The sequence below is a fragment of the Rhodococcus sp. JVH1 genome (genome assembly GCF_000280725.2).
GTDB lineage: Bacteria > Actinomycetota > Actinomycetes > Mycobacteriales > Mycobacteriaceae > Rhodococcus_F > Rhodococcus_F jostii_A.
The window spans coordinates 4,349,419-4,363,583 of sequence record NZ_CP166289.1; the positions used below are offsets into that span (position 1 = coordinate 4,349,419).

The following is a 14,165-nucleotide window of genomic DNA, read 5'->3' on the forward strand; positions in this document are numbered from 1 at the left end:
CGGACGGCCCGGCCTTCATGCGTCAGGCCGGGCTCTGACCGCTCAACCTCGCGCAGGATCGGCCGCCCGCTTACAGCCAGTGCGGTGGCTCTTGCAGATCCCCTTCGATTCCTACGCCGACGGTGCCGCGCCCGGCGGCCCACCGCACGACCGCGGCGAGGGGCCCGGACACCTTCTCGGTGGGTGGTGAATCCGGCTGCACCGCAACCGGTTCACCTCCGTCGACCGCCAGTATCAGGCCGGCGCCGAGGTCCTTCTTTTGCCACATTCCGACGATGTCGGTGAGCAGCGACTCGAGGACCACGTCGGGGAAGTCGCCGAACCGGCCGCCGTTGCCGAGGTCGACGGCGTGGATCCAGACTTCCCGGGTGCGCATCCACGCCGTCTCCGACACCGGCACCAGACGGCCCTGCGCGGTGCGGACCTGCGCCTCCCACGCCGAGGCGGGCAGGTGACGCCACTTCTCGTCGAGGCGGGCGACGGTGTGGTCGAACAGGTTCCGTAGCGCCGCCGCCGGCAGGGTGGCGCCCTCGGCGATCTCCCGGCCCCGCTGCTCCGGCGAGGCATACATCGGGGTCTCCACGCCCGACGCCGCCCAGTCCAGCAGCCGGCACAACGCGGCCGCGTTGTAGCCGACGTGCGCCACCAGGTGTCGCCGCGACCACCCCGCCAACCCGGTCGGCTCGGACAGCTGCTCGTCGGACAGTTCGGCGAGGCGTTGCGCGAAGTACGCGGTGCCGCGGCGGGCGATCAGCAACCGCTCTGCCAGGGGAAGATCGTTAAAACCCACCGGGTGCACCCCTACTTGACGATCGTCGTGTTGCGGACGGTGCCCAGGCCCTCGATGGTGACCTCGACGGTCTGCCCGTCCTGAATGTAGAGACCGGGTTTGCGGGCGTGCCCCACCCCGCCCGGGGTGCCGGTGATCACCACGTCACCGGGCTGCAGCGTCACGATGTGCGAAATGTACTCCACCAGCCTGGCCGGGGTGAACACCAGATCGTCGGTGGTGGTGGACTGCACCACCTGCCCCTCGAGTGTGGTGACCAGGGTGCCGCCGAACGTGTACGAGTCGGTGGTGGTCAGGAACGGCCCGAAGCCGCTGGTCTTCTCGAACGTCTTGCCCTGATCCCACTGCAACGTCCGGTACTGGTAGTCGCGCATCGTGTAGTCGTTCATCACCGAATACCCGGCGATGTACTGCTCGGCGTCGGCCTCGGGCACCTGGTACGCCTGTCTGCCGACGACGAACGCCAACTCCCCCTCCCAATCCAACTGGGCGGCGGCATACGACGGGACGATCACGTCGTCGTACGGGCCGGTCAACGCCTCCTTGAACTTGGAGAACAGGGTCGGGTACTCGGGCAGATCCCGGCCCATCTCCTGGATGTGGTTGGCGTAGTTCAAACCGACGCAGATGATCTTCCCCGGGTGCGGGACCACCGGGGCGTAATCCGCCCCGTCGAGATTCACGACGTCACCGGACGCGTCCTGCGCGAGGCTCGCCCAGTCCGGGTCGGTCAGCAGCGCGGACAGGTCCGGGTATCCGTCGATGATCGTGCCGGTGGTGTCGGAATCGACGCGGACGGCGACGGTGGCACCGTTGCGGCGCAGGGTGGCAAGCTTCATGGGATTTCAGGCTCCTTCGGAGATGTACGTGCGATCAAAGTGCAGGCGCTCGACGATGGGGGCGTCGGAGAACGCGAACAGGTCGAACTCGGTGTCGGCCTCGATCGACCACTCCGTCCAGGACGGGACGACGATCATGTCCCCCGTGCCGACCTCACGGCTCTGGCCGTCGAGGACGAACCGGCCCTCGCCGTCGAACACCTGGTAGACGGTGGATCCGACATCGCGGCGGGACCGGGTGCGGGCGCCGGCGCGCAGGCGGTGGAACTCGGCGCGGATCGTGGGCATCACGTCGCCGCCGGTGGTCGGGTTGGTGTAGCGGACCGCGGCATGACCGGGTTCGGTGGTCGCCGCATACCCCTCGTCCTCCAATTGCAGTTGCTCGCGCAGCGCGGCGTCGGTGTGCTCCCACCGGTACGCCGCGATCGGCGAGGACGTCTTCGCGTCCAACCCGACCAGCGGTCGCAGCCCCGGATGCGCCCACAACCGCTCCGACCGGGACACATCCGGGGTGGAGTCGTCGGTGACGTTCTCGGACCCGAATTCGAAGAACCCGGTGTCGGTGTAATGCACGAACGGGATGTCCAGGCCGTCGATCCAGGCCATCGGCTGATCGGTTTCGTTGTGGTGGCCGTGGAAATGCCAGCCCGGGGTCAGCAGGAAGTCGCCGCGCCGCATCGCGACCGGGTCCCCGTTGACGACCGTCCACACCCCCTCCCCCTCGACGACGAACCGGAACGCGTTCTGCGCATGCCGGTGCTCGGGGGCCACCTCCTTCGGGCCCAGATACTGGATGGCCGCCCACAACGTCGGCGTCACGTACGGCACCCCACCCAGGCCGGGGTTCGCCAGGGCGATCGCCCGCCGCTCCCCACCACGGCCGACCGGCACCAGATCCCCGGCCCGCTGCGCCAACGGATACAACGTCGACCACTTCCACACGAACGGCACCGCCCGCGACGTCGGCGTCATCGGCATCAGATCACCGAGCTGGGTCCACAACGGATTCAGGTGCTCGGCCTCGAAGTCGGTATAGAGCTGCTTCAGCTCCGGAGCGTCGTCGAGCGAGGGGTCGGGGGTATGCATGAAGGGCTCCTTCAGATTTGGAGACCGAGGATCGGCGACGGCGCCATACACGTCGCCGATCCTCGGAAGTCTTACGACGCGGCGTGTTCCTGCGCGAGGCGTTGGCGAATGTCTTCGCGCATGGCCTTCTTGTCGATCTTCCCGACCTTGGTGGTGGGCATCTGATCGACGATGACGAGCCGCTCGGGGAGTTTGAATCGGGCGACGCCGGCCTCGTTCATGATGGCGACGACGTCGTCGAGGGTGACGTCGTGGCCTTCGGTCAGCGACATGTACAGGCACAGCTTTTCACCGAGTTTGGGGTCGGGCATGGCGACGGCGGCGGCCATCTCGACGCCGTCGATCTGATACGCGAAGTTCTCGACTTCCTCGGCGGAAATCTTCTCCCCACCGCGGTTGATCATGTCCTTGTCGCGGCCGGCGACCACCAGGTTTCCGTCGGGGCGGCGGACGACGATGTCGCCGCTGGCGTACCACCCGTCGGGAGTGAACGCTTTCGCGTTGTGTTCGGGTGCCCGGAAGTAGCCGCGCGGTGTGTAGGGGCCGCGGGTGAGCAGGGCGCCGGGAGTGCCGTCGGGTACCGGTTCGCCGATCTCGTCGACGACGGCGACCTCGTCGGCCTCACTGACCGGTCGGCCCTGGGTATTGGTGATGATCTCGGGGTCGTCGTCGAGACGCGTCATGTTGATCAGACCCTCGGCCATCCCGAACACCTGCTGCAGGCGGGCACCGAGGACGGGTTCGACGCGGGCGGCGAGTTCGTCGGGCATGCGGGATCCGCCCACCTGCAGCACCCGCAGCGTGGTGCCGGTCATGGTGTGGTGCTCGCGTTGGTGCTCGATCCAGGTCTGGGCGACGGCGGGAACGACGGTGGCGACGGTGACGCCTTCGGCGTCGATGGTGCGCAGGGCCCGCTCGGGGGCCGGCGACGGCAGCATCACGGTGCGGCCGCCGGCGAACAGCGCACCGAGAATGCCCGGACACGCAAGTGGGAAGTTGTGACTGCTCGGCAGAGTCCCGAGATAAACGGTGTCGGAGTCGAATTCGGTGACATCGTTGCACCGGAGGACGTTGTAGACGTAGTCGTCGTGGGTGCGGACGATCAGTTTGGGCAGTCCGGTGGTGCCGCCGGAGAGCAGCAGGCAGGCCACGTCGGCGCCGGTCGGTTCGTACTCGGCGTCGGTGAACCGAACGGGGGTGTCCATGCCGGCGGCGAGCGCGCGCTCGGGTGCGTGCTGCGTCGCGTCGTTCGAGAGTTCTCCGTGGACGAGCACCGTCCGGATGCTGGGGACCTCGGCGGCGACCTGCTGGGCGATCTGGCGCAGGTCGGTATCCCGGTCCGTGTCGGCGACGACGATCGCGGTGGCCTCGGACAGCGACGCGAGGTGAGTGAGTTCGTGTCTGCGGTGCGCGGGCAGCGCCATCACCGGGACGATCCCGGTCCGGAAGCACGCGAGCGTGAGTGCGACGAACTCCCAGCTGTTGGGCAGTTGCAGCACGATCCGGTCACCGGGGGCGATCGACAGGTCGAGCAGGTACTGGGCGCAGGAGGCGGACTTGTCCCACAGTTGCCGGTAGGTCAGGCGGGTGGAGCCGTCGACCAGGGCTTCGTCGTCGGGTCGGCGGTCGACCTGTCCGGCGATGTGGGAGCCGATCGACGTTCCCTGCCAGTACCCGGCCTTGCGGTACTGCTCGGCGACATCATCGGGCCAGGGCACGACACCCTCGATGGACAGCGGCGTGCGGGTGCTCATTTCAGCTCTCCTTCGGGTGCGGTGGGCCGGTTCGGTGCCGGGAGGATGACCGCGTCGAGGGCCGTCAGTCCGGTCGGGGTCAGCCGCAGTGGATTGATCTCGATATCGCTGATCTCGGGATGGGCGGCCAGGTAGCCGGCGACGGTGACGGCGAGGTGGGCGAACTCGTCGCGGTTCAGGACCGGGCCGCCACGCCAGCCGTCGAGCAACGGCGCGCACTGGAGGTCGTCGAGCATGGCGGCGGCTGCGGCGTGGGTGAGGTGGTGGCTGCGGATGGCGACATCGCCGATGGCTTCCGCCGCCGTGCCGCCGAGACCGGCGACGACGATGGGCCCGAACACCGGATCGCGGCGGGCGCCGATGAACAGGTCCACCCCGGAGGTGGCCATGCTCTCGACCAAGTATGCAGGTGCGTTGATGGCGTCGAGGGCGTCGAGGGCGGTGTCGAGGTCCTCCGCGGTGCGGATCCCCAGGTGGACGCCACCGATCTCCGTCTTGTGCACGACCGTGGCGTCGAGGATCTTCACCGCGACCGGGAGAGTGAGTTCGGTGAGGGCCTGGTGTGCGGCGGCGCGGTCGGTGCAGACGCGCCTTGGCGGTGTGGCGATTCCGATGGCGTCGAGGAGGTCCTTGGCGGTGGCCTCGTCGGCGGGCAGCGAAAGTGCCGGGGCCGTGGCGGTAGCGGTCGGCCGGGGCTCGGCGGCGCGCAGGTAGCGACTTCGTGCGTCGTGTACCAGCGCACTGATGCCGGTGGCGAGGGCGGTCGGGCTCGGCAGTACCGGGACACCGATCTCTGCGGCCGACGCGGAGGTCTTGCCGACCGCCTCTCCGTGGCCGCCGATGCCGAGGACGACGGGCACGTCGGTGTGTACTCCGGATTCGCGGACGGCGGCGGCGAGATCGATGGCGTCGGGTTCGGCGAGGGCGTAGACCGCGAGGGCGTCGACCCCGGGGTCGGCCGCTGTGGTCGCCAATACGTTGCCGAAGGTGGCGCCGGGCCGACCGGTGTCGACGGGATTGGCCTGGAATGTCAATGGCGGCAGCAGTTCCGACAACCCCGCTTGGGTCGATCCGGTGAGGGTGGGCACCTGCACGTCCTGGGCGAGCAATTCGTCGAGGATCATCAGACCGGGGCCGGCCTGGGCGGTGACGAGGCCGATGCCGGGGGTCGGGGCGGCGGTCAGTCGGGTGCGGCTGAGCACTGCAAGCGCATCGACGAGTTGCCGCTCGGAGTCGACGACCACGGCGCCGGCCTCGGCCAGCAGCGCCCGGGTGGTCTTCCAGGACGTCGCGAGGGCGCCGGTGTGCGATTCGGAGAAGGCGGAGACGTCGCTGCGCCCGACGACGATCGCCACGATCGGCTTCTCGGCAGTGACCTTGCGCACCGCGGCGAGGAGGGCCTGGCCGTCGTCGACGGATTCGACGTGGAGTGCGATGGCGGTGACGGTCGGGTCCTCGCTCAGGTATTCGAGTACGTCGACGCTGGTCACGTCGACACTGTTGCCCAGCCCGACCCCGAGTCCGACGCCGACGCCCTGCTCGGAGAGCAGGAACGACAGGGCGTGATTCATGCCGCCGCTGGCCGCGACGACCGCGACGGTGCCGCGGTTGATGTGTTCGACCGTCGGCACGAAGCTCACGGTGGTGTTTCCCGGGCGGAAGAAGCCGGAGGTGTTGGGGCCGAGCAACCGGATCCCGGTCTCGGCAGTGATGTCGGCGAGCTGATTCTGCAGCGCGATACCGTCGGGGCCGGCCTCGGCGAATCCGCCGGAGCAGATCAGCGCGGCGCCGACGCCGCAGTCCGCGGCCTCACGCAGCGCGGCTGGGGTGGCCGCGGCCGGAATGCAGAGCACGGCCAGGTCGATCGGCGCGCCGTGCGATTCGGTGGCGGCGGCCAGCGACACGTGGAATCCGTCGCCTGCGCCCTTGGGGTTGATCCCGTACGCGGTCACGGTGCCGTCGCTGCCACGATTGATCGCGTCGAGCATCACCGACCCCAGTTTCGCGGGGGAGGCGGATGCTCCGACGACGGCGATCGACGTCGGGGCGAACAGTCGGTTCAGTTGTGTGTTCGTCGGCACGGGAGTGTGTGTCAGTGTCATTTCGCGACCTCGGCGGAGGTGAGGACACGCGGATGCGCGTCGGCGGTGGGTTCGAAGGCGACGGCGTCGGCGCGACCGGACAGGATCAACGTTGCGGCGCAGTCCCGTTCGTCGACAGCGCGCCTGGCGCGCAGAGACGTGGGCTGGTCGACGACGATCACCGGGATGCGATGGGTGAAGCGGATGTGTTCGGCGCACAACACCCGGGAGAGGGCAGTGCCTCCGCGGACCGCGACAGCAACCGGTTTCCGCGCACACAGCTCATCGAGTTCGGTGCGGGTGACGACGTCGAGCGAGGTCCGGTCTGCGTGCGGTGCGGTGAAGATCGCCGCCACGTCCAGTTCGCCGGTGGATGTTCCGGCGACCACCGAAGTCGTGCCGTCGCTGAAATGCAGGGAATCGTTGGAGAATTCGGTGATCTGCAGGAGCCGGGACCCGAGCGTGACGGCTCCGATGGTCAGCGCGGTATCCAAGGGTGTAGCACCGTGCTGGGTGTTCCAGGCGCGCTCGGCGTCGGAGACGAACCGGGGGTCGCGCACGCGCATCTTCTCGGCCGAGATGGCGCGGCTGAAGAAGTGGAATCCGAACTGCCACGGTTCGAGTGCGCGGTAGTACTCCCCGAAGTGGTCCCACCAGGACAGGCTCGGCATCGCCGAATCCTGGATCTTCGCGACCTGCGGGCGACGGATGTCCTCGAACGCGGCCAGGGCGGCATCGAGGTCGCCGCGATGATCGGCGACGGTCTGGGCGAGGACGGCAGCATCTTCCATGGCCATCTTGGTGCCGGAGCCGACCGAGAAGTGGGCGGTGTGCACGGCGTCGCCGAGGACGACCACGGGGGTGCCCTGCGCGGCGTGGGTGTGCCAGCGGCGGGTGCGGCGGGTACGGAAGTTCGCCCATCGGGAGTTGTTGGCCACCAGTTTGTGACCGTCGATCTGATCGGCGAACAGTTCCTCGAGGTAGCGCTGGGTCACCAGGTCCGACTGCCCGGGCGGGGTGGACATGTCGAAGCCGTCCAGGCCCGCGCGGCGCCAGGTGGCCTCGTCGGTTTCGACGATGAATGTGCTCAGGTCGGAGCCGATCGGGTAGGCGTGCACGGCGAAATTGCCGTGCACGGACTGCTTGTGCAGGAAGGTCAGTCCGTCGAACTGGAATGTGGTGCCGAACCAGATGAACTTGACCGCGGCCTCGTCTACCGAATGCCCGAGCTCGTCCACGAAACGTTCCCGCGACGCAGAGTTCGCGCCGTCGGCGGCGATGATCAGGTCGTACTCACCGCCGGCGTCGAGCGCGTCGACATCCACGGTGGTCGAAAAGTGAAGGCGCGCGCCCAGTTCGGTCGCGCGGTCCTGCAGTGCTCCGAGCAGGACCCGTCGGTGCACGGCGGACATTCCGTTGCCGCCGGCGGATGTGGTCACACCCTTGCTGCGCACCTCGATGGTGTCCCAGTGCCGGCCGTGCTCGGCCAGAGCGTCCCGCAGAACGGGATCGATCCGGTCGACGTTGTCGAGCGTCGCGTCGGAGAACACGACCCCGAATCCGAAGACGTCGGATTCGTTGTTGCGTTCGAAGACGTCGATCGTCGAGCCCGGCACGGTCTGTGCCAACGCGATGGCGGAGAACAATCCGCCCGGTCCACCGCCGATGCAGGCGACGCGCAGCGGTGCTGCGCCAGGCGACGAATTCTGATCTGGGATGGACATCAATGTCGGCCCCTCATGTGACTGTGGCCCGGATCTCGGGCTGACTCTTCTCCAATTATGTGACACAAATTGTCGTAGAGTCAATAGATTTGTTACATGTTTTCGACAATTCCGGCGACGAACTCCTCGGCATCTGCGCGCAGCGTGTCGTGGCACTCGGTGAAGACCTCGTGCGCGACCCGGCCGCGCCAGCCCGGCGGCAGCAGCGATTCGGGCAGGTCGGGGTCGCGGAACGGGTACTTCCGGTACTCCTGAATCAGATGCATCCGCTCGACAAGGGCCTCGCGTCCGTCGAGGCCCCGGCGGTAGCGCGCGAGCCTGGGCTGGAACTCTTCGATGAACCCCTGGTAGTCGGCGCCGAGCTCACGCAGATCCCAGCAACGCTCCGCGATGAGCCGGTCGCTCGGCAGGCCCGCCGTCTGGCTGCGCAGGAACTGAATATGAAGCTCGTCGTCACCCGAGAGCATTTCGCGCAGCTGCTTCTCGCGATCGTGCGGCGAGAACCACGCGGAACCGCCGTACTGCCCGAATCCCCACCAGGTCAATGCGGTTTCGATCCGTTTGCGCCGTTCCCGATCGAGGCCTGAGTCGTCGACGAGCGCCTGCGTCCAGGTGCGGTCCCAGTCGTCGAAGTGCCGCTCGAAGATGCGGGCACGGCCGTCGTCGAGCAGGTGCCAACTCTTGTCGTTGAGCAGGTACGACACCTCGCGCCCATTCTTCGCCGAGTCGAACCACCCCTCTTTGCGTAGGCGTGTCATCACCACCCGCACCGTGGCCGGCTCGACGCCGAAGACACCCATCAGTTCGGTCAGGGCCCCGAGCTTGGCCGCCCCGCCGGTATAGCGGAAGTATTCGCCGTACAGATCGAACACGAGTGCCCGTGGTCGCATGTCTGCCATCCCTTCGCCCGCGATCGATCCACTCGACCTGCAATATGTGTCATTGGTATTGACTTCAGAGGCAATTGTGTCACATAGTGACTGTGCTCACATAGTCTTCTCGCGGTCGTCCCACCGACCACGAACCGCCCGACGTCACGCAAGTGTGTCGGACTCCCCCATCACCTCCAGACACCCACCCGCAACGGAGGAAACAGGTGACCCCCCTGACCTCGGCCACGAACGCCGGTTCCACCCGGCGTTCCAGTGCCTCGATCGTCGCCCTCTGCTTCGTCATCATCGTCTACGACGGATACGACTTGGTCGTCTACGGCGCCACCGTTCCGTCCCTCCTCGCCTACGAACCCTGGCAGCTCACCGCGGGCCAGATCGGTGCGATCGGTAGCTACGCGCTCGTCGGCATGCTGCTAGGCGCCCTGTTGTCGGGGTGGCTGGCCTCGCGGGTCGGCGCCCGCGCCATCGTGCTCGGCTCACTGATCTCCTTCTCGGTGATCATGGGCCTCACCGCGTTCGCGCCCAATCCCGAGGTGTTCGGCCTCCTGCGATTCCTCGGAGGTCTCGGCCTCGGTGGTGTCGTCCCTACCGTCATCGCACTGACCGTCGAGTACTCACCGCCGTCGCGCCGGCAGTTCAACAACGCACTGATGTACAGCGGCTACTCCGTCGGGGGCATGCTCTCCGCCCTCGCAGCGCTGGCTCTGCTCCCGGAGAACAGTTTCCGAATCATGTACGCCCTCGGTCTGTTGCCGTTGGTCACCATCGTGCCCCTGGCATGGCGGTACCTCCCCGAATCTGCGGCGTTCCTGGCAGGCAAGGGCCGAATCATCGAAGCGCGGGCGCTCGCCGACAAGTTCGGAATCGAACTTCCCGCACAGTCGGCCACCACGTCGAACGGCAGTATGGCGGCGCTGGTGACCGGGCCCCGCCGGATCCCCCTGCTCCTCCTCGTCGTCGCCTCGTTCTGCGGCCTGCTCCTGGTCTACGGGGTCAACACCTGGCTGCCGAACATCATGCGCCAGTCGGGCTACTCTCTCGGTAGCTCGCTGAGCTTCCTGCTGGTGCTCAACCTCGGAGCCATCATCGGTGCACTCGCTGCCTCGAGAGCTGCAGACCGATTCGGCAGCAAACCGGTGACCGTCACGTCATTCCTGCTCGCCGTCGTAGCCATCCTCGCCCTGGGAACAGGACTGCCGGTGTCTGCAGCCATGGCCGTAGTCGCCGTCGCCGGGCTCGGCACCGTCGGTACACAGATCCTCGTCAACGGTTACGTCGCCACCTATTTCGCGGAGAACGAGCGGTCTGCCGCCCTGGGACTTTCACTCGGTCTCGGCCGGGTCGGCGCCATCGTCGGGCCGATTCTCGGCGGCTGGATCGCCTCCTCCGCACTCGGCGTCGAATGGAACTTCTACGCCTTCGCGGCCTTCGCCGCACTCGGCTGCCTCGCTGTTGCGCTCGTCAGCCGTCCGGCTGCCGGGACACGCCTGTCGAGTGCTGCTGAATTCGATGCACGGCCTGCGGCGTCGGCGACACCGGAACGACTCTGATTCAACCCACCCTTATAGGAGAGACCATGTCCACAACCTTCGTACTCGTCCACGGCGCCTGTCACGGCGGCTGGACCTGGCGGCCGGTCGCCGAATACCTGCGCGCTCAGGGACATCGCGTGTACATGCCGACCCTCCCCGGACTCGGCACCGAGGACCAACGGGCCGACATCCACCTCACCGACACAGTCGACTACCTGATCGACTACGTCGAGCAGCGAGATCTCACGGACATCGTCCTCGTCGGACACAGCTGGGGCGGCTTCCCCGTCTCCGGCGCCTCCATCCGACTCGCGACCCGAATCTCACGGCTCGTCTACTGGAGCGCGTTCGTACCGCACAGCGGTGAGTCGCTGATCGATCTGTGCCCACCCGCCTACGGCGACATGTTCCGGGCCTCGGCGGCAGCCTCAGACGACAACTCGGTGATGTTCCCGTTCGAGGTGTTCTGCGCGGCGTTCATGCAAGACGCATCCCCCGAGACCCAGCGCGTTCTCTACCCGCTGCTCGAGCGTCAGCCCTTCCACACCATGAATGAATCACTCGACCTCGACGAGTGGGAACGACTGCAACTGCCCTCCGCTTATCTGCTCTCGAAGGAGGACCTCGCCCTGCCGCCCGGGGAATTCGGTTGGGCTCCACGGTTCCCGGACAGGTTGCCGACTGGTTCTCCCCTGATCTACACCCCTGGCAGCCACGAATCCCAGCTCACCCAGCCGGAGCCGCTCGCCGCTGCCCTCGTCGAGGCCGCAGCGAGCTGACCGGATAGCCGTTCATTCCGAGAGAAGAGAGTTCATGACCACGACCGTCACCGCCGCCGTCGCCCGCAACACCGGCGAACCACTCACTATCGAGCAACTGCAGCTCGACCGGCTGCGTTCGAACGAGGTGCGGGTGCGAATGGTCGCCACCGGCATCTGCCACACCGACGCCATCGTGCGCGACGGCATCTACCCCACCCCTCTCCCCGCCGTCCTCGGCCACGAGGGTGCCGGCGTCGTCGAGGCGATCGGAGAGGAAATCACCACCGTCGATGTGGGCGATCACGTCGTCCTGTCCGCCGCCTACTGCGGGCACTGCAGGCAGTGCCGGTCCGGTCGAATGGCATACTGCGAGAACCTCTTCGAAGAAGACTTCGGCGGCCGCCGACACGACGGCACGACGGCACTGTCGGTGGACGGCGCACCGATCTCCTCCCACTTCTTCGGGCAGTCCTCGTTCGCGACGCACGCCAACGTCGTCGAGACCAGCGTCGTCAAGGTCGATCCCGGAGCGCCACTCGCCACCCTCGCCCCGCTCGGCTGTGGCCTGCAGACCGGTGCCGGCGCCGTCCTCAACGACCTGCGTCCCGAGCCGGGAACCTCCCTCGTGGTGTTCGGGACCGGCGCCGTCGGCTCGGCCGCGATAATGGCAGCCCGCGTCGCCGGATGCACCACCGTTATCGCCGTCGACCTCCACGATTCCCGGCTCGAGCTCGCCCAGCAGATCGGCGCCACGCACACCGTCAACGCCGGCACCGTCGATGTCGTCGACGAACTGAAGAAGATCACGAACGGGGACGGCGTCGACTACGCCATCGACACGACCGCGGTACCGGCGGTGCTGCGCCAAGCCGCCGATTCCCTCGGAATTCGAGGAACACTGGCCCTCGTCGGGGCGGCCGCCCCCGGCACCGAGGTGAACTTCGAGATCGGCGCGTCGCTGGTCAAGGGCTGGACGTTCAAAACGATCATCCAGGGCAGTTCGGTGCCCCAGGTGTTCATCCCCCGATTGGTCGAACTGTGGAAACAAGGCCGATTTCCGTTCGACAAGCTGATCCGCACCTACTCCCTCGCCGACATCAACACCGCGTTCGCCGACTCCGCGGACGGGTCGACGATCAAGCCAGTTGTCGTGTTCTGAGTACACCTCCGCACCGGCAAACCACAATCCCCGCAACCAGCCAAGGAGCAATTCTCATGACCACCACCCACGATGTCCTGTCGATCGGCCACCTCATCGGCCACACCCTGACCGACGTCGACAACTACGACGAGGTCCGTGACCCGGGCCGCCTCGACGACGTCGTCGCCCGCGTCGCAGTCGGCACCCCCGCCGATGTGGACCAGGCGGTGGAACTGGCGCACCGCGCGTTCACGTCGTGGAGGAACGTCCCGCCCGCCGAGCGGGCTCAGCTGTTGCTCCGCGCCGCAGACGTGCTCGCCGGCTGCGCGGAGGATCTCGCGCCGCTGCTCGTCCGCGAGCACGGCGGTGTGCTGTGGGAAGCTCAGACCGACTTCGCCCTCGGCACCGGTGTGCTCCAGCACACCGCGAGTCTCGTCGACGGATTCTTCACACCCGTCCAGTACGACGACGAGCAGAGCTTCATCAGCATCGAGCGCGTTCCCCGCGGCGTCGTCGCAGCGGTCGTGCCGTGGAACATGCCCGTGGTGCTGACCATGATGAAGCTTGCGCCCGCGCTCGCCACAGGCAACACCATCGTGCTCAAGCCGTCCCCGTTCGCGCCTGCCGCGCTGACCCTGGCCTTGCAACGCATCGCGCAACAACTTCCCGAGGGTGTGGTCAACGTCGTCCACGGAAACGCGGACGTCGGGCAGGCACTCACCTCCCATCCCTTGGTGCGCAAGGTCGGCTTCACCGGCGGCACCGCCACCGCCCGGCACGTGATGGCCTCGGCCGCAGGCACGATCAAGAACCTGACCCTCGAACTCGGTGGCAACGACCCGGCGGTCGTCCTCGACGATGTCGACATCGACGCGGCGCTCGACCGAATGCTCAAGGGTGTGTTCACCCGATCCGGGCAGATCTGCTTCGCGGTCAAGCGCATCTACGTACCCCGCTCGCTGTACGGCACCTTCGTCGACGCCTTCTGCGAACGAGTCGACCAGTACGCCGTCGGACACGGGCTGGACGAAAACGCCAGCTTCGGACCGCTGAACAACAAGGCCCAGTTCGACAGCGTCACGAACCTGATCGAAGGGACGAAGAACTCCTCCGCGAACATCGTTCAGCTCGGAAAGAAGCTCGACTCGGCCGTCGACGGTTACTACGTTCTCCCGCATGTGGTTCGTGACGTCGAACACTCCGCGCCGATCAGCAGTTGCGAACAGTTCGGCCCCGTCATCCCCCTCATCGCCTACGACGACGAAACCCAGGTCGTGGAGTGGGCGAACGATTCCGAATACGGGCTCGGCTCATCAGTCTGGACGACCGATATCGATCGCGGGCTTGCGATCGCGCGTCAGATCGAGGCCGGCAGTACGTTCATCAACTCGCACGCATTCGAATCCCTCGACCTGCGCATGCCTTTCGGCGGCGTCAAGCAGAGCGGTATCGGACGCGAGTTCGGCGAAGCGGGCATGAGCGAGTACGTCGAGGACCACGCGATCCGCGTCGTGAAGTAGCCGGCCCAAGAGTGTGGCGTTGCGTTCGTCATCACGCGCACCGC

The 14,165-nt window shown here is 67.1% G+C and carries 11 protein-coding genes; 4 read left to right on the forward strand and 7 right to left on the reverse strand.

Going from position 1 to position 14,165, the window contains the following annotated elements:
* Window positions 1-70 precede the first annotated feature (70 nt).
* The 7 genes from JVH1_RS20080 to JVH1_RS20110 all read right to left on the reverse strand — a co-directional run bounded on the left by JVH1_RS20080 (window position 71) and on the right by JVH1_RS20110 (window position 9,164).
* Window positions 71-790: a maleylpyruvate isomerase family mycothiol-dependent enzyme gene (locus JVH1_RS20080; protein ID WP_371113010.1), complete on the reverse strand. Its 720-nt coding sequence runs from the start codon at window positions 788-790 to the stop codon at window positions 71-73.
* Between the two features lie 11 nt (window positions 791-801).
* Window positions 802-1,629: a fumarylacetoacetate hydrolase family protein gene (locus JVH1_RS20085; protein ID WP_009474566.1), complete on the reverse strand. Its 828-nt coding sequence runs from the start codon at window positions 1,627-1,629 to the stop codon at window positions 802-804.
* Between the two features lie 6 nt (window positions 1,630-1,635).
* Window positions 1,636-2,715 carry a cupin domain-containing protein gene (locus tag JVH1_RS20090; RefSeq protein ID WP_371113011.1) on the reverse strand — a complete coding sequence of 360 codons (1,080 nt, stop codon included), beginning with the start codon at window positions 2,713-2,715 and terminating at the stop codon, window positions 1,636-1,638.
* Between the two features lie 71 nt (window positions 2,716-2,786).
* Window positions 2,787-4,469: a (2,3-dihydroxybenzoyl)adenylate synthase gene (locus JVH1_RS20095; protein ID WP_009480680.1), complete on the reverse strand. Its 1,683-nt coding sequence runs from the start codon at window positions 4,467-4,469 to the stop codon at window positions 2,787-2,789.
* Window positions 4,466-6,571, reverse strand: coding sequence for an acetate--CoA ligase family protein (locus JVH1_RS20100; protein WP_009480679.1), 2,106 nt, complete (start codon window positions 6,569-6,571; stop codon window positions 4,466-4,468). Before JVH1_RS20100 ends, JVH1_RS20095 begins: the two co-directional genes overlap by 4 nt.
* Window positions 6,568-8,274, reverse strand: coding sequence for an FAD-dependent monooxygenase (locus tag JVH1_RS20105; protein WP_009480678.1), 1,707 nt, complete (start codon window positions 8,272-8,274; stop codon window positions 6,568-6,570). Before JVH1_RS20105 ends, JVH1_RS20100 begins: the two co-directional genes overlap by 4 nt.
* 92 nt (window positions 8,275-8,366) lie before the next feature.
* Complete coding sequence (locus tag JVH1_RS20110) at window positions 8,367-9,164, reverse strand: PaaX family transcriptional regulator C-terminal domain-containing protein (protein ID WP_009480677.1); 798 nt, start codon at window positions 9,162-9,164, stop codon at window positions 8,367-8,369.
* A gap of 206 nt (window positions 9,165-9,370) precedes the next feature.
* On the opposite strand from JVH1_RS20110, the gene JVH1_RS20115 reads away from it, so the two are divergent.
* From JVH1_RS20115 to JVH1_RS20130, 4 genes are read left to right on the forward strand one after another with little or no spacing between them, the layout of a single operon-like run.
* Entirely contained in the window at window positions 9,371-10,717 is a 1,347-nt protein-coding gene (locus JVH1_RS20115) for an MFS transporter (protein WP_009480676.1), read from the forward strand.
* A gap of 26 nt (window positions 10,718-10,743) precedes the next feature.
* Window positions 10,744-11,478 carry an alpha/beta fold hydrolase gene (locus JVH1_RS20120; protein ID WP_009480675.1) on the forward strand — a complete coding sequence of 245 codons (735 nt, stop codon included), beginning with the start codon at window positions 10,744-10,746 and terminating at the stop codon, window positions 11,476-11,478.
* A 34-nt stretch (window positions 11,479-11,512) separates the two neighbouring features.
* Window positions 11,513-12,619 carry an NAD(P)-dependent alcohol dehydrogenase gene (locus JVH1_RS20125; protein WP_009480674.1) on the forward strand — a complete coding sequence of 369 codons (1,107 nt, stop codon included), beginning with the start codon at window positions 11,513-11,515 and terminating at the stop codon, window positions 12,617-12,619.
* A gap of 56 nt (window positions 12,620-12,675) precedes the next feature.
* The gene (locus JVH1_RS20130; protein ID WP_009480673.1) at window positions 12,676-14,121 is read left to right on the forward strand and encodes an aldehyde dehydrogenase family protein; all 1,446 of its coding nucleotides are present in this window, start codon (window positions 12,676-12,678) and stop codon (window positions 14,119-14,121) included.
* The last annotated feature ends 44 nt before the right edge of the window (window positions 14,122-14,165 follow it).

Coding starts and splice junctions, on each gene's coding strand:
- JVH1_RS20085 (WP_009474566.1), bottom strand. CDS start 1,629: ATGAAGCTTGCCACCCTGCGCCGCAACGGTGCCACCGTCGCCGTCCGC.
- JVH1_RS20090 (WP_371113011.1), bottom strand. CDS start 2,715: ATGCATACCCCCGACCCCTCGCTCGACGACGCTCCGGAGCTGAAGCAG.
- JVH1_RS20095 (WP_009480680.1), bottom strand. CDS start 4,469: ATGAGCACCCGCACGCCGCTGTCCATCGAGGGTGTCGTGCCCTGGCCC.
- JVH1_RS20100 (WP_009480679.1), bottom strand. CDS start 6,571: ATGACACTGACACACACTCCCGTGCCGACGAACACACAACTGAACCGA.
- JVH1_RS20105 (WP_009480678.1), bottom strand. CDS start 8,274: ATGTCCATCCCAGATCAGAATTCGTCGCCTGGCGCAGCACCGCTGCGC.
- JVH1_RS20110 (WP_009480677.1), bottom strand. CDS start 9,164: ATGCGACCACGGGCACTCGTGTTCGATCTGTACGGCGAATACTTCCGC.
- JVH1_RS20120 (WP_009480675.1), top strand. CDS start 10,744: ATGTCCACAACCTTCGTACTCGTCCACGGCGCCTGTCACGGCGGCTGG.
- JVH1_RS20125 (WP_009480674.1), top strand. CDS start 11,513: ATGACCACGACCGTCACCGCCGCCGTCGCCCGCAACACCGGCGAACCA.
- JVH1_RS20130 (WP_009480673.1), top strand. CDS start 12,676: ATGACCACCACCCACGATGTCCTGTCGATCGGCCACCTCATCGGCCAC.